Source organism: Amycolatopsis sp. NPDC098790, from assembly GCF_044759945.1.
In the GTDB taxonomy this organism is placed as follows: Bacteria; Actinomycetota; Actinomycetes; order Mycobacteriales; family Pseudonocardiaceae; genus Amycolatopsis.
Window position 1 is genome coordinate 289,521 of record NZ_JBIWAI010000006.1, and the last position, 17,893, is coordinate 307,413.

General features: G+C 72.1%; 19 protein-coding genes and 1 pseudogene. 10 read left to right on the top strand and 10 right to left on the bottom strand.

Annotated elements, in window-relative coordinates; translation table 11 throughout:
- The first annotated feature begins 98 nt into the window (after positions 1-98).
- On the top strand, positions 99-1,712 hold the full coding sequence (locus tag ACIQWX_RS38420; protein ID WP_400881905.1) for a long-chain fatty acid--CoA ligase: 1,614 nt from the start codon (positions 99-101) through the stop codon (positions 1,710-1,712).
- A 47-nt stretch (positions 1,713-1,759) separates the two neighbouring features.
- Here ACIQWX_RS38420 and ACIQWX_RS38425 read toward each other — a convergent pair whose 3' ends face one another.
- Complete coding sequence (locus tag ACIQWX_RS38425) at positions 1,760-1,912, bottom strand: hypothetical protein (RefSeq protein WP_400881907.1); 153 nt, start codon at positions 1,910-1,912, stop codon at positions 1,760-1,762.
- A 56-nt stretch (positions 1,913-1,968) separates the two neighbouring features.
- Complete coding sequence (locus tag ACIQWX_RS38430) at positions 1,969-3,627, bottom strand: helix-turn-helix domain-containing protein (RefSeq protein ID WP_400881909.1); 1,659 nt, start codon at positions 3,625-3,627, stop codon at positions 1,969-1,971.
- A 143-nt stretch (positions 3,628-3,770) separates the two neighbouring features.
- Between ACIQWX_RS38430 and ACIQWX_RS38435 the strand changes: the two genes are divergently transcribed.
- Both ACIQWX_RS38435 and ACIQWX_RS38440 read left to right on the top strand, forming a co-directional pair.
- Positions 3,771-5,153: an MFS transporter gene (locus ACIQWX_RS38435; RefSeq protein ID WP_400881911.1), complete on the top strand. Its 1,383-nt coding sequence runs from the start codon at positions 3,771-3,773 to the stop codon at positions 5,151-5,153.
- A 47-nt stretch (positions 5,154-5,200) separates the two neighbouring features.
- Complete coding sequence (locus ACIQWX_RS38440; protein ID WP_400883106.1) at positions 5,201-6,781, top strand: tannase/feruloyl esterase family alpha/beta hydrolase; 1,581 nt, start codon at positions 5,201-5,203, stop codon at positions 6,779-6,781.
- Here the strand turns inward: ACIQWX_RS38440 and ACIQWX_RS38445 are convergent.
- Positions 6,763-7,722 carry an SDR family NAD(P)-dependent oxidoreductase gene (locus ACIQWX_RS38445; RefSeq protein WP_400881913.1) on the bottom strand — a complete coding sequence of 320 codons (960 nt, stop codon included), beginning with the start codon at positions 7,720-7,722 and terminating at the stop codon, positions 6,763-6,765. The genes ACIQWX_RS38440 and ACIQWX_RS38445 overlap by 19 nt on opposite strands.
- 55 nt (positions 7,723-7,777) lie before the next feature.
- Between ACIQWX_RS38445 and ACIQWX_RS38450 the strand changes: the two genes are divergently transcribed.
- Positions 7,778-8,329 (top strand): TetR/AcrR family transcriptional regulator, encoded by a 552-nt coding sequence (locus tag ACIQWX_RS38450; RefSeq protein ID WP_400881915.1) that lies wholly within the window; start codon positions 7,778-7,780, stop codon positions 8,327-8,329.
- Here ACIQWX_RS38450 and ACIQWX_RS38455 read toward each other — a convergent pair.
- Both ACIQWX_RS38455 and ACIQWX_RS38460 read right to left on the bottom strand, forming a co-directional pair.
- Positions 8,326-9,411: a spore photoproduct lyase family protein gene (locus ACIQWX_RS38455; RefSeq protein WP_400881917.1), complete on the bottom strand. Its 1,086-nt coding sequence runs from the start codon at positions 9,409-9,411 to the stop codon at positions 8,326-8,328. The genes ACIQWX_RS38450 and ACIQWX_RS38455 overlap by 4 nt on opposite strands.
- 6 nt (positions 9,412-9,417) lie before the next feature.
- A complete protein-coding gene (locus tag ACIQWX_RS38460; protein ID WP_400881918.1) occupies positions 9,418-9,861 on the bottom strand; it encodes an ATP-binding protein in 444 nt (147 codons plus the stop codon).
- Between the two features lie 105 nt (positions 9,862-9,966).
- Here ACIQWX_RS38460 and ACIQWX_RS38465 point away from each other — a divergent pair, with 105 nt between their 5' ends.
- From ACIQWX_RS38465 to ACIQWX_RS38480, 4 genes are all read left to right on the top strand, one after another.
- Positions 9,967-10,812: a MerR family transcriptional regulator gene (locus ACIQWX_RS38465; protein ID WP_400881920.1), complete on the top strand. Its 846-nt coding sequence runs from the start codon at positions 9,967-9,969 to the stop codon at positions 10,810-10,812.
- 371 nt (positions 10,813-11,183) lie between these two features.
- Positions 11,184-11,657 (top strand): TspO/MBR family protein, encoded by a 474-nt coding sequence (locus ACIQWX_RS38470; RefSeq protein ID WP_400881922.1) that lies wholly within the window; start codon positions 11,184-11,186, stop codon positions 11,655-11,657.
- The gene (locus ACIQWX_RS38475) at positions 11,657-12,166 is read left to right on the top strand and encodes a 2'-5' RNA ligase family protein (protein ID WP_400881924.1); all 510 of its coding nucleotides are present in this window, start codon (positions 11,657-11,659) and stop codon (positions 12,164-12,166) included. The genes ACIQWX_RS38470 and ACIQWX_RS38475 overlap by 1 nt, the downstream gene beginning before the upstream one ends.
- A 51-nt stretch (positions 12,167-12,217) precedes the next feature.
- Positions 12,218-12,571 carry a hypothetical protein gene (locus ACIQWX_RS38480; RefSeq protein ID WP_400881926.1) on the top strand — a complete coding sequence of 118 codons (354 nt, stop codon included), beginning with the start codon at positions 12,218-12,220 and terminating at the stop codon, positions 12,569-12,571.
- Between the two features lie 3 nt (positions 12,572-12,574).
- Here the strand turns inward: ACIQWX_RS38480 and ACIQWX_RS38485 are convergent.
- A pseudogene (locus tag ACIQWX_RS38485) lies at positions 12,575-12,794 on the bottom strand (nitroreductase/quinone reductase family protein).
- Positions 12,795-12,986: 192 nt separating this feature from the next.
- Positions 12,987-13,436 carry a D-alanyl-D-alanine carboxypeptidase family protein gene (locus ACIQWX_RS38490; RefSeq protein WP_400881928.1) on the bottom strand — a complete coding sequence of 150 codons (450 nt, stop codon included), beginning with the start codon at positions 13,434-13,436 and terminating at the stop codon, positions 12,987-12,989.
- Positions 13,437-13,523: 87 nt separating this feature from the next.
- On the opposite strand from ACIQWX_RS38490, the gene ACIQWX_RS38495 reads away from it, so the two are divergent.
- On the top strand, positions 13,524-14,201 hold the full coding sequence (locus tag ACIQWX_RS38495; RefSeq protein WP_400881929.1) for a response regulator transcription factor: 678 nt from the start codon (positions 13,524-13,526) through the stop codon (positions 14,199-14,201).
- Positions 14,194-15,288: a sensor histidine kinase gene (locus ACIQWX_RS38500; RefSeq protein ID WP_400881930.1), complete on the top strand. Its 1,095-nt coding sequence runs from the start codon at positions 14,194-14,196 to the stop codon at positions 15,286-15,288. Before ACIQWX_RS38495 ends, ACIQWX_RS38500 begins: the two co-directional genes overlap by 8 nt.
- On the opposite strand, the gene vanX is transcribed toward ACIQWX_RS38500, so the two are convergent.
- Genes vanX through ACIQWX_RS38515 form a run of 3 tightly spaced genes read right to left on the bottom strand, consistent with a single transcriptional unit; the run spans position 15,269 to position 17,869 of the window.
- Positions 15,269-15,889, bottom strand: coding sequence for a D-Ala-D-Ala dipeptidase VanX (gene vanX, locus ACIQWX_RS38505; RefSeq protein WP_400881931.1), 621 nt, complete (start codon positions 15,887-15,889; stop codon positions 15,269-15,271). The two genes, ACIQWX_RS38500 and vanX, sit on opposite strands and share 20 nt — an antisense overlap.
- Positions 15,886-16,902: a D-alanine--(R)-lactate ligase gene (gene vanA, locus ACIQWX_RS38510; protein WP_400881932.1), complete on the bottom strand. Its 1,017-nt coding sequence runs from the start codon at positions 16,900-16,902 to the stop codon at positions 15,886-15,888. Before vanA ends, vanX begins: the two co-directional genes overlap by 4 nt.
- Positions 16,895-17,869: a D-isomer specific 2-hydroxyacid dehydrogenase family protein gene (locus tag ACIQWX_RS38515; protein WP_400881933.1), complete on the bottom strand. Its 975-nt coding sequence runs from the start codon at positions 17,867-17,869 to the stop codon at positions 16,895-16,897. Before ACIQWX_RS38515 ends, vanA begins: the two co-directional genes overlap by 8 nt.
- Positions 17,870-17,893 lie beyond the last annotated feature (24 nt).

Consider the following 17,893-nt stretch of genomic DNA (forward strand, 5'->3'; position numbering starts at 1 on the left):
GGATGAGTGGGATCTTCCGCCCTCTTCGGTGGCCGGTGCGCGCACTTATGGTCGCTCGTGGCCCCTTCCGGGGGACCCGACGACCGAAAGAGACCAGCATGGACGGGCTGATGCAGCCACGGCCGCTCACCACCGCGCACATCCTCGAGCGCGCCGAGCGGCTCTACGCGCACAAGGAAGTCGTCACGGCCGGAGGCGAGCGGCTGACGTACGCCGGCGTCGCCGCGAATGTCCGGCGGCTCGCCACGGCGCTGGACACCCTGGAAGTCCCGGAAGGCGCCCGCGTCGCCACGTTCGCGAGCAACAGCCGCCGGCACCTGGAGCTGTACCTCGGGGTGCCTGCCACCAAGCGGGTGTTGCACTCGATCAACATCCGGCTCTCGGCCGAGCACCTCGAGTACATCGTCGGCCACGCCGAGGACGACGTCGTCTTCGTCGACCGCGGGCTGCTGCCGCGGATCTGGCCGAGCGCGCGGCGGTTGCCGGGGGTGCGGTACTGGGTGGTGCTGCCCGACGGCACCGACACCCCGCTTCCGGACGACGCCCGCGTCCTGGACTACGACTCGCTGGTGTCGGGCGCGGAGCCGTTCGCGGGCTCGTTCGAGGAAGCGTTCACGCTCGCGGACGAGAACCTCGCGTCCGGGCTGTGCTACACCTCGGGAACGACCGGGCCGCCCAAAGGCGTGCTCTACAGCCACCGGTCCACGGTGCTGCACTGCCTGGGCACCCTCGCCGCCGGCCTGATCGGCCTCTGCGAAAGCGACGTCGTCCTGCCGATCGTCCCGATGTTCCACGCCAACGCGTGGGGCCTGCCCTACGGCGCGATGATGGCGGGCGCGTCGCTGGTCCTGCCCGGCGCGTCGGCGGACCCGGCCCACCTGCTGGGGTTGATGGCGGCCGAGCGGGTGACGGTCGCGGGCGCGGTGCCGACGGTCTGGACCAGCCTCGCGCCCGGACTGCGTGACCACGACCTGAGCGCCACGCGGTTCCTGCTCGGCGGGGGTTCCGCGGTGCCGCCGGCGTTGTCCGAGACCTACCGCGCGGCGATCGGTGTCCCCATCACGCATTCGTGGGGGATGACGGAGATCAGCCCGGTCGGCGCGATCGGCGGCACGCGCACCCAGCACCGGGCGCTGGCCGAGGACGAGCAGGTGAGCGTCCGGGCCGCCCAGGGGCAGCCGCTGCCGCTGGTGAACGTGCGGATCGTCGACGTCGAGACCGGCCGCGAGCTGCCGCGCGACGGCGAAGCGGTGGGGGAGCTGCAGGTGGCGGGCCCGTGGGTGGCGGGCGGCTACTTCCGGGTGGACGCGGCCGCCAGCTTCACCGCCGACGGCTGGCTGCGCACGGGCGACCTCGCGACCCTCGGCCCGGACGGCTACCTGCGGCTGGTGGACCGGATGAAGGACCTGATCAAGTCGGGCGGGGAGTGGATCTCGTCGGTCGAGCTGGAGGCCGCGATCGCGTCGCACCCCGACGTCGTCGAGGTGGCGGTGATCGGCCGCCCGGACCCGCGGTGGATGGAACGGCCGGTGGCCTACGTCGTCCAGCGCCCGGGCGGAACCGCCACGGCGGACGAACTCCTGGCGCACATCACGCCGATGGTGGCGAAGTGGTGGCTGCCGGACGAGTTCGTGTTCCGGACGGCGTTGCCGAAGACGGGGACCGGGAAGCTGGCGAAGAGCGAACTACGGGAGGCGCAGCGGATCGCCTAAGGGATCTCTCGTAAGTCGTGTTGTCGTTGGTGGGGCTGGTGTTGCGGTCAGTCGGTGAGGAGGATGTTGTGCAGGCGCGCGATGCCGGACACCGTGTCGGCGAGCGTGCTGCCGCGGGTCACCGGTGGCCATCCATCCGGCGTTCGCGGACCGGAGGAGGCAATCCACTCCGGCCGTGACGCTGTGATCACCCGCACCACACCAACATGATCAACTACCGGCCCGGCCGGCCAGACACCGGATTGCGAGACATCCCCTAGGTGACCGTCGCGCGGAGGCGGTGCAGGCGGAGTCCGAGCTGCAGCTCCAGGTCGTTGCCCTGCCGCCAGTCGAAGCCGAGGACGCTGCCGGCGCGGTCCAGCCGCTTGAGCAACGTGTTGACGTGGACGTGCAGCGCCCGCGCCGTCGCCGCCACGTTGGCGCGGTTGTCGTAATAGGCGCCCAAAGTTTCCACCAGCTCGGTGCCGCGCTGGCGGTCGTACTCCAGCAACGCGCCGAGGGAGCCGGCGAGGAAGCGGTCGAGTTCGCCGGCCCGCTCGGCGTCGAACACCATGGCGTACAACGCGTACTGGCGCGTCGTCGTGCCCGTGTCCGTGTGGCCGAGCGCCCGCAGCACCGCGCTGCACCGGGCGGCCAGGGAGAACGCGCGGGACCAGTCGTGGCCCGTTGCCCGTTCGGCGACGACCAGGACCGGCGCGCCGAGCGTCCGCCGGAGTCTACTGTGGACTTCGGAAACCGTCTCCTCGTCGCCCGGCAGCAGCATCGTCGCCCGGCCCAGGTGTTCGCCGGCCAGTCCACAGTGGTCACGGGCGATGTCGTGCAGGTGCCGGGCCAGGTCGGTCGGCGCCACCGCCGGGGAGTCCGCCACCACGACCAGGTCGAGACGGTCCGCGTCGATGCCGCGGGCGCGGGCGCGGGTGCGCTGGGCCGGGCTGATCCCCGGGCTGCCGACCAGCAGCTCGGTCAGCAGCTCGCCGCTCACCCGCTCGCCGGCCTCCGCCACCGCCCGCTCCTTGAGGATGAGCAGCCCGAGGATGTGCGTGGCCCGTTCCAGCGTGCGCAGGTCCGTGTCGTCCGGGACGCCGTCCCGGCGCCACACCAGCGCGCCCAGGTAGCTGTCGCCGGCCTGGATCGCCGCCACGCTCAGGCCGGCGGCCACCGCGCAGCGACCCGAGCGCCGGGCGTTTTCGACGGCGTCGGCCAGTTCGATCTCGCCGGCCCGGTCGAGGAGCGTGACGCTGCCGCCGAGCTGGTCGGCGAGCAGCTGCGCGACGTCGTCCGGGGACCCGCCGGCCAGCACGACCCCGGTCAGCGCCTCGTGGATCGCCTGCGCCCGCTCGATCTTGCGGTACGCGCTTTGCAGCTCCTGCAACGCGGTCCGGCTCGCTTCGTAGAGCCGGGCGTTGTCGAGGGCGACCGCGGCGTGGTCGGCGAACGCGTTCAGCAGCGCGATTTCCTCGGCGTGGAACGACCTTTCCGACCGGTACGCGGCGAACAGCGCACCCACGGCTTCGCCCCGGATGACCAGCGGCACCCCGAGGAGCGCGACCAGGTCTTCGGTGCCGACCAGCCGGTCGAAGTCCGGATCGTGCTGGATGAGCGTCGAGGAGGCGTAGTCGCGCACCCAGTGCGGGCTGCGCGAAGCCAGCACCTTGCCGCCGAGCCCCACTGTCGCCGGGATGGCCGCCGCGAGGAATTCGGCGGAGATCGTGCCGTCCGACGCGCGGGCCGACAGCCTGCCGTCCGCGCCGACCAGCGAGAGGTACGTGAAGTCCGTGCCGATCAGGTCGTGGGCGTGGTGCACGATCGACTGCAGGACCTCGTCCAGCCCGCCGAGCGCGGTGAGGGACTTGACGGTCGCGTACAACGACGCCAGTTCCCGCTGCCGCCGCGCGAGCGGTGCCTCATCGGTCACCACGCCTCCTCTTCGCGACCAGGTGGACGAAAGGCCCACCGACCCGCCGTGAGGAGTGGGTGGTCCGCACCTCATCCGCAGCGTAACGGCGCCCTAGCATCTCCGCCATCACCAGGCTGCGCTCAACGACGAAGGCGGCACCCATGGCAATCCCGCTCACCCAGCCCGAAGGGCAGTCCGGCTCCGCGGTGTCCCCGGACCGGCGCCGGGCCTTCCGCAAGCTGCTGGCCGCCGGGCTCGTCGGCAGCTCGATCGAGTGGTACGACTTCTTCCTCTACGGCACCGCGGCCGCGCTGGTGTTCCCCAAGGTGTTCTTCCCGCATTCCTCGGCGCTGACGGGGACTCTGCTCGCCTTCAGCACGTTCTGGGCGGGGTTCGTGGCGCGGCCGATCGGCGGCGTGCTCGCCGGGCACCTGGGCGACAAGTACGGGCGCAAGCCGGTCGTCGTCGCCTGCCTGGCGGTGATGGGCGCGGCGACCTTCCTGATCGGCTGCCTGCCGACCGCGGCCGCCGTCGGCTCGCTGGCCCCGACGCTGCTGGTCATCCTGCGCTTCGTCCAGGGGCTCGCGACCGGCGGCCAGTGGGGCGGCATCATCCTGCTGCTCACCGAATCCGCCGGGCCCAAACGCCGCGGCTTCGCCGGCACCTTCGGCCAGACCAGCGTTCCCGTCGCCGTGATCATCTCCAACCTCGTCTTCGTCGCCGCCAGCGGCCTGATGCCGGACGCCGCGTTCCTGTCCTGGGGCTGGCGGATCCCGTTCCTGCTCAGCGTCTTCATGTTCGGGGTCGTCCTCTACATCCAGGCCAAGGTCGAGGACACGCCGGAATTCCGCGAGTTGCAGGAGGAAGCGGCGAAGTCCGACGACGACGTGGTGGTCCGGGCGCCGCTCGCGCAGGTCCTGCGCAGCAAGTGGGGGACCATCCTGCTCGGTTGCGGGCTCCTCTCGGCCACCAACAGCCTGTTCTACGTCAGCATTTCCGGGCTCTTGAGCTACGGCACCGGAACGCTCGGGCTCAAGCGCGACGCCCTGCTGGCCGTCGTGCTGCTCGCGTCCGCGGCGATGCTGCTGACCATCCCGTGGTCCGGGCACCTCTCGGACAAGATCGGCCGCCGTCCGCTGATCCTCGCCGGCGGCCTGGGCGTCGCCGCCTGGGGCTTCCCGTACTTCGGGCTCGTCGGCACCGCGTCGCTGCCGCTGATCTTCGTCGCGGTGGCCGTCGGGTTCGTGTTCCAGTGCCTCACGTACGGCCCGATCGCGAGCTTCCTCGGCGAGCTGTTCGCCCCGGCGGTGCGGTATTCGGGCGCGTCGCTGGCCTACCAGCTCTCGGCGATCATCGTCAGCGGCGGGACGCCGTTCCTCATGACGGCGCTCATCGCGAACACCGGCAGCACCCTGCCGGTCGCCGGCTACATCACGCTGATGGGGCTGATCACCTTCGCCAGCGCGTGGTTCCTGCCCGAGACGAACCCCGCTTCGGTCCGGGAAGACCCGGAAGCCGTGCCGGGCGCGCACCTCTACCGCTGAACCCCCGAAAGGAGACCGGAGTGCGGAAGTTCTCCCTGTTCGCCGCGGTGCTGGTGGCCGGCGCGGCCACGGTCGCCGGGACCGGACCCGCCACCGCCGCGACGACGTGCGCCGGGCTCGCCGGGCTGACGATCCCGGCGTCGGCGATGAGCCTGCCGACCACCGGCGGCCGCGTGACGTCGGCGTCGGTCGCGACCGGTCCCGCCGGCGAGTACTGCCGGGCCGACGCGGACCTCTTCCCCGTGGACCGGGCGGCGCCGTCGATCAAGATGCGCGTCGCGCTCCCGCGGGACTGGAACCGCAAGGCGCTGATGTTCGGCGGTGGCGGCTACAACGGCACGATCCCCGACGTGGCCTCGAACGTGCCGTTCGGCCCGGCCGACCGGCCCGTGCCGCTGGCGCGCGGGTACGCGACCTTCGCGAGCGACTCGGGGCACCAGCAGAACCCGGCGTCCCCGCCGTCACTGGACGGCTCGTTCGGCGCGAACGACGAGGCCCTGGTCAACTTCGCGGCCGGAGACGCGTTGAAGAAGACGCGGGACGCGAGCCTGTTCCTCATCCGGCGCGCCTACGGGACGTCACCCGCCGAGACGTTCTTCGCGGGCGGGTCGACCGGTGGCCGCGAAGCCCTGAACGTGGCGCAGCGGTGGCCGACCGCGTTCGACGGCGTCATTTCCGCCTACCCCGCCTGGAACAACATGGCCGAGATCCTCGATCTCGGTTACCTGACGCAGGTTCTCTCGAAGCCCGGTGCGTTTCCGGGTCCGGACAAGCAAAAGCTGGTGTACGACAGCGTCATCGCCGCGTGCGACGGGCGGGACGGCGTCGGGGACAACGTCGTCTCGAACCCCGGGGGGTGCCGGTTCGACCCGCGCGTGCTGCGGTGCCCGGGTGGGGCCGACACCGGCCCGGCGTGCCTGTCGGACGCGCAGATCGGGGCCGTGACGGCGATGTCGACGCCGTTCCGGTGGCCGTACCGGATCGCCAGCGGCGAAACGCAGTACCCGGGTTTCCCGTTCCTGTCGGGTGCGGACATGCGGACGCCGTTCCTCGGCTTCGGGACCACCGCGCCGGCGAACCCGATGCCGGTGACGAGCGGGTACGGGATGCAGTACTGGGACCAGTGGGTCAAGTACTTCCTGACCCGGGACCCGCAGTACCGCTCGCTCGACGTCGATCCCCGGCACCCCGGGCGGTGGCTCGGCCGGATCAGCGAGCTGTCGAAGGTCCAGGACCGCAACAACGCCGACCTCCGCCCGTTCGCCCGCGCGGGCGGCAAGCTGATCCTGCTGCACGGCGCGGCGGACGAGCTGGTCTCGCCGTACTCGACGAGCGACTACTACGAGCGGGTGCGGTCGGTGGCCGGTCCCCGGACGACCGACGGTTTCCTGCGGTACTACGTCGTGCCGGGCGCGAACCACGCCAACTTCGGCACCCCGGCGTTCGCGGCCGCCTGGGACTCGCTCACGGCGCTCGAGCGCTGGGTCGACAAAGGACAGTCGCCGGCGAACCCGGTCGTGACCGACCTGGCCCACGCCCGGACCCGGCCGCTGTGCGCGTATCCGGGGTGGCCGCGGTACCGCGCGGGCGACCCGGACAGCGCGTCGAGTTACGTCTGCACCCGCTGACCAGCGCGCCCGGTGAGCTCGGCCGAGACGGTCCAGAGCCGCCGGGCGAGGTCGGGGTTCAGCGCCCACTCCTTGACCCCGTGCGGGTGGTCGGCGAGGTCCGCGTCGTCCGGGACGGGGTACGCCTCCTGCCCGTCGTCGAGGTAGTGGCCGCCGGTGCGCGCGAACTCGGGGGCGACGGAGGCGACGATGCTCGTCGCCGCCCCTTGCCCGATCGTCTTGTACCGGAAGACCCCGGCCGCTTCGGCCGCGGCCAGCGACTCCTTCTGCGCGTCGGTGAAGTGGCGCTGGAGGCCGGTCGCGACCCCGCCGGGGTTCACCGCGTTCGCGAAGATCCCGTCGGGCGCCCAGCGGCGCGTCGCTTCGACCGCGAAGAGCGAGTTCGCGGTTTTCGACTGGGCATATGCGATCTGGGGGTCGTAGGGCCGGTGCGTGAAGTGCAGGTCGGCGAAGTCGACGCCGGCGCGCATATGCGCGGTCGAGCTGACCGAGACGATCCGTGCCTCGCCCCGCTCGGCCGCGCCCGCCGCGAGGGCGTCGTGCAGGCCGGTGGCCAGCGCGAAGTGGCCGAGGTGGTTCGTCGCGAACTGCAGTTCCCACCCCTCCGGCGTGCGGGCGAGGCCGCCGGTGACGAGGCCCGCGTTGGCGACGAGCAGGTGCAGGGGACCGTCCCAGGCTTCGGTGAACCGCCGCACCGAGCCCTGGTCGGCGAGGTCGAGCCGGGCGACCCGCGACGGTCCGCCGGGGTCCGCGACGGCGGCCGGGTTCCGGACGGCGAACGTCACTTCGGCACCGGCGGCGGCCAGCACGCGGGCCGTTTCGGCGCCGAGGCCGGAGGACGCGCCGGTCACGATCGCGCGGACCCCGGACAGGTCGACGCCCGCCAGCACCTCGGTCGCGGTGCTGGCGGCGGTGAACGGCGTGGTGATCAAGGTGGACACGGCACCGACTATACGGACTAGGCGGAACTTGTAAAGTACGTCTAGGCTGGCCGGTATGGCTCCCGAAGCGGCGAAAACCGCCGACCGTCGCGACGCGGTGCTCGAGTCGGCGCTGCTGACCTTCGCGCGGCACGGCTACCGGAAGACGTCCATGGACGAGGTGGCGCGCGCGGCCCGGATCTCCCGGCCCGGCCTCTACTTCCTGTTCGAGTCGAAGGAGGCGTTGTTCCGGGCCGCGGTCACCCGGGCGCTGGAGCAGGACCTCGCCGCGGCCGAGCGAATCCTCGGGGACGTGGGCAAGCCGTTGCGCGAGCGGCTCGCCGGCGCGTTCGACCACTGGGCCGGCCGGTACGTCGGGCCGCTGAGCCGGGACGTCACCGGGGTGATCGAGCAGCACCCGGACCTGCTCGGCGACGTCGTCGAGACCGCGCCGGCGCGCTTCGAAGCACTGGTGACCGCCGCAATTGCCGAGGTGACCGGGCGGGCCACGGCGACCCGCGTCGCGCAGACGTTGATCAGCGCGTCGGTCGGGCTGAAGCACCAGGTCGAGACCCGCGACGCCTACCTCGGCCGGTTCACCACCGCCGTCGAGCTGCTGGTCCCCTAGAAGGCGTACCGGATCCGCAGGTAGGGCGCCCGCTCGGCGACGAGGTCGAGCAGCTCGTCGAGGAGCACCCGCTTTTGCCCGGCGCGGTAGCGGACGTTGATCCCGCCGCCTTCGCTGCGCTTGGTCTCCTGCAGGTCGGGCCGCCACAGCACCTGCTCGGCCTTCGGGTGCCAGCCGAGGTTGACCTCGTGCAGCGCGCGGTTGTGCGTCAGCATGATGACCTCGGCGGCGAGCTGGGCCTTGGTGGCCTCGCCGGTGGCGTCCCCGAGGTCGGTCAGCAGCTCGGCCCAGTCGTCGAGCCAGCCCGGGTAGACGACGACCGGGCTGAGGTTGACGTGGACCTCGTACCCGGCCTCGACGAAGTCGTCCAGGGCGCGCAGGCGCTCGGGGATCGGGCTGGTCCGCAGGTCCAGCAGCTTGGCCGCCCGCGCGGGCATCAGCGAGAACCGGACGCGGGTCCGGCCGCGCGGGGCCAGGTCGAGCAGGCCGCGGTTGACGTACTTGGTCGCGAAGCTCGCCTTGGCCGTCGGCTGCCGGGCGAACAGCCCGACCAGGTCGGCGACGTTGTCGCTGACCAGGGCGTCGACCGAGCAGTCGGAGTTCTCGCCGATGTCGTAGACCCACGCGTCCGGGTCGCACTGGTTGGGCTCGGGCTTCGGGCCCTGCCGGCCGATGTGGCGGGCCAGGTAGCCGGTGATCCGGTCGATGTTGGCGAAGACCGTGATCGGGTTCGAGTAACCCTTGTGCCGCGGGACGTAGCAGTAGGCGCAGGCCATCGCGCAGCCGTTCGCGGTCGACGGCGCGATGAAGTCGGCCGACCGCCCGTTCGGCCGCGCGGTCAGCGACTTCTTGATCCCCAGCACGAGCGCCTCGCGCTTGATGCGCACCCAGCGCCGGACGTTGGTCTCGTCGCCGTGCAGCTCGGGGATCTGCCAGTGGCTCGCGACCTCGACGCGGGTGGCGCCGGGGAACCGGGCCAGCACCTGCTGCCCGCGCGGCAGTTCGGCGGCGGCGGGTTCGAAGTAGATGCGCGACGGCGACAGCATCCGGTCGCGCTCGACGTCGGCGGGGGTGGTGGTCACTGTGCGTCAGCTTACCGACCGCAGCAGGGCCCACACGGTCTTCTCGACGGCGTTGTGGTGAACGCCCCAGTCGAGGGCCACCGTGGACACCACCGCCAGGCCGGTGCCGGACCCGCGGGCGCCGTCGCGGATGGCCGCGAGCGTTTGCGCCCGGTGCGGTGCCGCGTCGGTGACCTCGAGGAGGAGCCCGGTGCGGTGGCGCGAGTACCGCAGCCGCAGGGGCGTGCCGGCGTGCACGTAGGCGTTGGTGACCAGCTCGTCGGCGACGAGCACCGCGTAGCCCAGCGCGGCGGTGGGTACCGCGCCGAACGTGAGCCGGTCGGTGAGCAGGCGGCGGACCACCTGGGGGTCCGGCCGGGGCCGGAGGTCGAGGACGCCCTCGGCGACGTCGGCGACCCGCGCGCAGAGGCGGCCGACCTGGGTGGTCAGCCACCCGGGCTCGGTGTCCATCGGTGCACCTCCGATGCGAATGCGATCCAACTGCGTGGTCCGGTGCGGCGGATTGCCGCCTGACCGGCTGATTCGTGATTCAATACGCGTCCAGGAGGAGGCCGGATGACCCGTGACGCCGGACCGCGGCCGCTCAGCTCGAGCGAGGTGGCGCGGACGCTGGGGGTGTCGCAGGTGACGCTGCGCACCTGGGAGCAGCGGTACGGGATCGGGGCCGCGGAGCGCGAGGCCAACGGGCGGCGGCGGTACACGCCCGAGGACGTCGAGCGGCTGCGCCGGATGCGGGCGCTGCAGGCCCAGGGGACGACCGCGCGCGACGCCGCCCGGCTGGTGCTGGCGCGGTCGGCCGCCGAGGTGACGGCCGGGCAGCGCCGGCAGCGGCTGGCGGAGGCGGCGGAGTCGCTGGACCTGCCGACGATGGGCGGCCTGGTCGACGACGCGCTCGGCAGCCTGGGCGTGGCGAAGGCCTGGACCGAGGTGGTCGCGCCGGTGCTGCGCGCGATCGGGGAGCGGTGGGCGCAGCGGGGCGACCGCACGGCGATGGCCGCGGAGTGGGCCCTGGCGACGGCGGCGTCCGCGGCGCTGGACCGGTACCCGACGTCGGTCCGGGCGGGCCCGGCGCCGGTGCTGTTCGTCTGCGGCCCGGCGGAGCGCCACGAGCTGCCGGTCAAGGTGCTGAGCGCGGCCCTGAACGACGACGGCGCCCCGGCGGCGTTCCTGGGCGGCCTGGTTTCGCTGGACGTGCTGCGGGTGGTGGCCGACCGCTTCACGCCGTCGGGCGTGGTGGTGTGGTCGATGACGTCGCAGTCGGCGGACGTGCGGATCCTGCGCACCCTGCACGCCGACGGGGTGCCGGTGCGCCCGGCCGGCCCGGGGTGGCGGGGGTTGCCGACCGTGGGGGAGCCGGTGCCGGCGTCGTTCACGGCGGCCCTCACAGCCTTCTCCGGCTGACCGCACCTGGTGTGTTCGCCTCCGCGGCGAACAGCAGGACACCATGTGCTGAGTGAGCTCATCGGGCCCTCCGCTCGGTGGGTTGCTCCGATCGTCACATCGGCGCGCCGCGAATGCACGCGGGTGCATCGAAGCTGCATCGCTCTGGGTGCCGCAAGATCGGCGGAATTCGGACAGCCGAACTACGCTGGTGGCGGGCATGAGTCGGAACTGCATCGGAGGTGCGCGTGGTCTTCGAGTTCTCGAGCGTCATCGACCCGCCCGACATCAACCGGCGCGTAATACCGGGTCACGCGGGTATTCGCGCGAGTGCTGCGCTGGGCGCCACCTCCGGCGTCCCGGCCCGACCGACCGACCGCAGGAGAACCGGTATGACCACCGTGCACCGTCCCGCTCCGCCGCTCGCCCTCGCCGGGTTCGTCGCCGCGGTGGCCGTCGTCGCCGCGGTCGGCAGCCTCGCCGCCACGCAGTCGCGCGCTGTCTACTCGGGACTGGCGCAGCCGCCGTGGGCGCCGCCGTCCTGGTTGTTCGGTCCGGTGTGGACGGTGCTGTACGTGCTGATCGCGTTGTCCGGCTGGCTGTTCTGGCGCACCGGGGCACCACGTCGGGAGTTCACGTGGTACGCGGCGGGCCTGGTGCTCAACGCGGCGTGGACGCCGTTGTTCTTCGCCGCGGGCGCCTACACCTTGGCACTGGTGGAGATCGTGGTGCTGGACATCGTGATCGCGGGGACCGCGCTGGTGTTCCGCCGCCGTTCGACGGCGGCAGCGGCCCTCCAGCTGCCCTACCTGGCGTGGACGCTCTTCGCGACGGCGCTCAACACGGCGATCGTCGTCCTGAACTGATGGGTGTGGCGCCTTTGGTGGTCACGCTCACCGTGGACGAAGAGACCCAGACGGCGTGGGATGCCTTGCGCCGGAAGTGGTTTCCCCCGGAGCGGCTGCTCGTCGGCGCGCATGTGACGTTGTTCCACGCGTTGCCCGGGATTCACGAGGCCGAGGTCGTCGCCGACTGTGCGGCGGTGGCGGGCTCGACGGGACCGTTCCCGCTCGCGGTGGACGGTGTCCGGTCGCTGGGCCGCGGGGTCGCGCTCGTCGTCCGGGCTCCCGAGCTGGTGGCGGTGCACGCCCGGGTGCGGCGCCGGTGGGCCGGATGGTTGACGCCGCAGGACGAGCAGCCGGTGAAGCCGCACGTGACGGTCCAGAACAAGGTGAGCCCGGAGAAAGCGGCGGCGACGCTCGAGGTGCTGCGCGAGGATTTCGGCCCGCGCGAGGGTTCGGCGACGGGGCTGGCGGTGTGGCGGTACGTGGGCGGCCCGTGGGAGCCGGTGAAGGAGCTGCGTTTCGGCGGGTGAACCGGGCGGGCGACGCCGGTGGCCGCCCGGCGATCCTGTTGACTGTCGGCCATGTCCGACCTCGACACCTCCGCACCGCAGCCGTCCCCGCAGCCGTCGCCCCAGCCGTCGCCCCAGCCGGCGACGCCCCCTCCGGCCCGGCGCGGCTCCGGCCTGCTGGCCACCGCGATCCTGGTCGCCGGCCTCGGCGGCGGCCTGCTGGCGTGGCACCCCTGGGTCAAGCCCGCGGCGCCCGAGCCGCCCAAGGACCCGCAGCACATCACCATCCAGCACGTCGGCGACCAGAGCGAGCCGGGGCAGCCCGAATCGAGCCGGCCGATCTACTGCCTGAGCAACGAGACCGGCGGCCTGTCCTGCCTGGTCATGCCCGGCCGCTACACCGGCATCGACGAGGACCACCGCTGACCGTCACGCCCGCGGCGTGAGCAGGACGACCGGGATCACCCGCTCGGTCTTGCCCGCGTACTCCTCGTACAGCGGGAAGATCCCCACCATCCGCGGCCAGAGGACCGCACGCTCGGTGGAGGACGCCACCCGCGCCCTGGCGGTGAACCGGCGCGGGCCGACCTGGACCCCGGCGCGGCTCGCCCGTCCGGCGCCCGGTCGTGGCGAGGATCAGCGTGTACACGCCGTTCGATTCGTGGCCCTCGGTGCCGCCGGAGGCCAAGTAGGTGCGGGTCTGCTCGGCGACCCGGTCCCAGCTCGAGTCGGTGGCGCGGTCGAGGTCGGCGGCGACGGCCGTGGTGGCGGTCCTCCCGGTGCGGTCGGTGCTGCTCGATCGTGCCGGGGACGGCGCCGTCCCCGCGTTCTCGACACGCCGTCACCGCCGCATCCTCGGATCGTGCGACGGGTCCGGGTACGGCGGCGGGCACCCCCGGTCGACGGCGTCGGGCCGCAGCTCGTAGTGCCACGGCTCGTTGCGGTAGACCTGGCACAGCCCGTACCCGGCGCCGTGCTCGGCCAGCCACGCCCGGGCCTCGGCGGGCCCGACGTCGACCGCGTCGCCCGACACGTGCGCCGACGTGCCGGGCGTGGCCACCCAGCGGGCCGCCTCCGCCGGCGAGCCGTACTTCGCGACCGCCGCCCGGAACAGGTGGTCCTGGTAATCCGGGGAGCGCCAGCCGCCGTTTACGAAGAAGCCGACCGCGGCGTCCGCGGCGGCCCGGCGCAGGGCACCGAGCAGGGCGGGGGCGAGGTTGGCCACGGCCGGGATCGCGTCGTCGAAGACCGGCACCGGTTCGGGGACGGCGCCGTGCGCGGTGAAGTCCATGCCCCCAGTCGAGGCGGCGGGGCGTTGCCGGCCCGTATGCGGTTTTCGATAAGCCGGCGATACGGGCCCGCTCGTAGCATCGGGGGCATGCGTGTGCTGGTCGTCGAGGACGAACCCTTCCTGGCCGAGGCGATCCGCGACGGGCTGCGCCTGGAAGCGATCGCCGCCGACATCGCCGGCGACGGCGACACCGCGCTGGAGCTGCTGAGCGTCAACGCCTACGAGCTCGCCGTCCTCGACCGCGACATCCCCGGCCCGTCCGGCGACGAGGTCGCCGAGCGCATCGTCGCCTCGGGCAGCGGCATCCCGATCCTCATGCTCACCGCCGCCGACCGGCTCGACGACAAGGTCACCGGGTTCGAGCTCGGCGCCGACGACTACCTCACGAAGCCGTTCGAGCTGCGGGAGCTGGTGCTGCGGCTCCGGGCGCTCGACCGCCGACGCGCCCACAACCGGCCGCCGGTGCGGGAGATCGCGGGCCTGCGGCTGGACCCGTTCCGCCGCGAGGTCCACCGGGACGGCCGGTACGTCGCGCTGACCCGCAAGCAGTTCGCCGTGCTGGAGGTGCTCGTCGGTGCCGAAGGCGGGGTCGTCAGCGCCGAAGACCTGCTCGAACGGGCCTGGGACGAGAACGCCGACCCCTTCACCAACGCCGTCCGCATCACCGTCTCCGCGCTGCGCAAGCGGCTCGGCGAGCCGTGGCTCATCGCCACGGTGCCCGGCGTCGGCTACCGCATCGAAGCCCCGGGGGACGACCGTGGATAGGAAGCCCGGGCTGAGCGTCCGCCTCCAGCTCACCCTCAGCTACGCCGGTTTCGTCATGGTCGCCGGCGCCCTGCTGCTCGCCGCCGTAGGGCTGTTCCTGCTGTACTACCAACGACTCGGCTTCGAGACCATGCCGGTGGTGATGTCGCCGCCGGGCCGGGTCCTCATCCGCGGCTTCGCGCCGTCCGCGATCGCGGTGCTGATCTTCCTGCTGGTGTTCGGCCTCGCCGGCGGCTGGGTGCTGGCCGGCCGGATGCTCGCCCCGCTGACCCGCGTCACCGACGCCACCCGCCTCGCCGCGGACGGCTCCCTGTCCCACCGGATCCGGCTCCCCGGCCGCAAGGACGAGTTCCGCGAGCTCGCCGATGCCTTCGACACGATGCTCGAGCAGCTCGAATCGCACGTCACGGCCCAGCAGCGGTTCGCGGCCAACGCGTCCCACGAGCTCCGCACACCGCTGGCCGTGACGCGCACCCTGCTCGACGTCGCCCGCAAGGACCCGGCGCGCGATCCGGGTGAGCTAGTCGAGCGCCTGCACGCGGTCAACACCCGGGCGATCGAGCTCACCGAAGCGCTGCTGGTGCTCAGCCGCGCCGACCAGCGGTCGTTCGCGCGGGAACGGGTGGACCTGTCGCTGACGGCGGAAGAAGCCGCCGAGACGCTGCTGCCGCTCGCGGAGGAACGCGGCGTCACGATCGAGACGGCCGGCGAGACGACCCCGACCTCGGGCTCGCCCGCGCTCCTGCAGCAGCTGACGACGAACCTGGTGCACAACGCGATCGTCCACAACCTGCCCGGCGCGGGGACGGTGTGGGCGACGACCAGCGTGGCTCCCGGGCGCGTGGTGCTCACGGTGGAGAACACCGGCGAGCCGTTGACGCCGCAGCTGGTGTCGACGCTGGTCGAGCCGTTCCGCCGCGGATCGGAGCGCATCCGCACCGGGCACAGCGGCGTCGGGCTCGGCTTGGCGATCGTCCACAGCATCACCCAGGCCCACGACGGAACCCTGACCCTGGCCCCCCGCGACGGCGGCGGCCTCCACGTCACGGTCCGGCTCCCGATCTGCCTCACCCGGCGGCCCCGGTGATCGGGAAGTCGAAGTACGTGTCCGGGTACGGCTCGTCCCGCAGCGTGTAGTGCCACCATTCACGCTCGTACCGCCGGAACCCGCACGACTCCATGATCGAACAGAGAGCACGCCGGTTCCGCGCTTCGGCTTCCGTGATCCCGTGGGCGCCGTGGTGGGAGATCGCGTCCATCAGGTCGTGGTCGCCGCCCATGGGCGCCAGCTCTCCCGTGTCCACGTGGTACAGCGTCAGATCGACCGTGCTGCCCCGGCTGTGGCCCGACTTCGCCGCCACATAACCCTTTTCGAACATCTCGGTCCGGTCGATCTTCGGGTAGTGGCGCGGCTTCGTCCGGCCGTCCTCCGGCCGCCGGGACCAGCGCAGGAAGCAGTCCACCGCGCGCTGGGGGCGGTAGCCGTCCCACAGCAGCAGGCCGAACCCGCGCGATGCCGCCTTCTCCTGCGCCCGCTGCAACGCCGTGCCCAGTGCGCGGGTGCCGACGACCCGGTTCGCCAGGTAGCCGTCCACCGGTTTGCCGGTGAAGTTGTCCCAGGTCGCGTACTTGGCGTCCCAGCGGATGCCGGGCGCGAACTCGTCCACGAACACGAAGTCGTCGTTCACCGCGCCGCCTCCGCCACCACCCGGTCGAGCACCTCGCCGAGCGAGATCCCCGCCGCGGCCATCATCCGCGGGTACCGGCTGTAGGACGTCAAGCCGGGCAACGTGTTGACCTCGTTGAGGACCACGGTTCCGTCGGCCGTCAGGAACATGTCCACTCTGGACAGTCCGCGGCAGCCCAAGGCGCGGTAGACGGCCTTGGCCGTCTCCAGGACGAGCGAGCGCGCCTCGTCCGGGATGTCGGCCGGGACGATGAACGTCGAGTTCTCGGACCCGCTTTCCGGGTTGCTCTCCTGGTGGATCTTGAAGAAGCCGTGGGAAAGCGCGACGCGGTCCAGTTCGCCGGTCACCAGGTCCGGGTCGTCGCCCAGGACGGCGCAGCCGATTTCGCTGCCGGCGACGGCCTCTTCGATCAGCACCTTCGCGTCGTACTGCCGCGCGAGCTCCACCGCGCCGGCCAGTTCGGCTTCGCGGGTCACCTTGCTGACGCCGAACGACGATCCCGACCGGGCCGGTTTGACGAACACCGGGTAGGTGAGCGGCTCGGGATCGGGCTTTTCGTCCGCGGTGACCGTCCAGAACCTCGGCGTCGCGATCCCCGCGCTCCGCACGGCGAGGTACGTCAAGGATTTGTCCATGCACAGCGCGGAACTCTGGACGTCACAGCCGGCGTACGGAACGCCGGCGAGTTCCAATAAACCCTGCATCGCGCCGTCCTCGCCGAGCCGGCCGTGCAGCAGGGGCAGCACGACGTCGAGGCGGATCGTTTCGTACTTCCCGTCCTCCAGGACGAGCAGGCCGTGCACCTCCCGATCCGGGGACAGCACCGCCGGCCGGCCGTTTTCCCAGTCCGGCCCGTCGCACAGCAACCAGGCGCCGTCGCGGGTGATGCCGATCCAGAACGGCTCGTACTTGTCGGGGTCGAGGTGTTTCGCCACCTCTTGCGCGGATTTGACGGAAACCGGGTGCTCTTCGGTGGATCCCCCGAAGACGATTCCGACCTTCACCTTATCCATGTCGCAGCTCGCTTTCGAAGGTCAGGCAGTTGACGAGGCAGTTTTCGACCGTGTCGCTCAGCGCGTGGTCGGTGTAGTACGCGGTGTGCGGGCTGATCAGCACGTTCGGCATGCTCTGCAGCCGCACGAGCAGGTCGCTCTCCAGCGGTTTGGTCCGGTGGTCGGCGTAGAAGATCCCTTCCTCCCCTTCGAGGACGTCCAGCGCCGCGCCGCCCAGCCTGCCGCTTTCCAGCGCCTCGACCAGGGCCCTGGTGTCCAGGAGCGGACCGCGGCCGGTGTTGACGACGACCGCGCCGCGCTTCAGCTGCGCGATGCGGCAGGAGTCGAGGAGGTGGTGGGTGTCCGCGGTCAGCGGCGTGTGGAGCGTGACGACGTCGCTCACCTGCAGCAGTTCCTCGAGCGAGGTGTAGTCCGCGGAATTGCGCGGGCGGATGTCGTAGGCCAGCACGCGGCACCCGAAGCCGCGCAACCGGTCCATGACCGCCACGCCGATGCGCCCGGTCCCGACGACCCCGACGGTCAGGTCGCGCAGTTCCCGCCCGCGCACGTCGTGCAGCCGGTAGTCGTAGACGTCCGCCCGCCGGAGCAGCGCTTTGACGTCCCGCGCCACCATCAGCATCAGCATCACGGTGTAGTCGGCCACGCTGTCCGGCGAGTAGGCGACGTTTTCGACGGCGATGCCGATGCGCTTCGCGTAGCCGACGTCGAGGTGGTCGTACCCGATGCTCCGCGTCGAGATGTACCGCACGCCGGCGCGGCCGAGCGCGCGCAGGGTGGAGTTCGTGACCGGGGTCTTGTGCGCGACGCTGACGCACCGGTTTCCGTGCGCCAGCCCGACGTTGGCTTCGGAAACCGCGGCTTCCGTGATGGTCGGCGCGACGCCGCAGCGAGGCGCCAGCTCGCGGAACAACGCGGCCTCGTCCGGCCCGCAGCCGTAGATCGTGATGCCCAGCGCCGTGTCGGTCATGCCCCGCAGTCAAGGCGAGGCGGT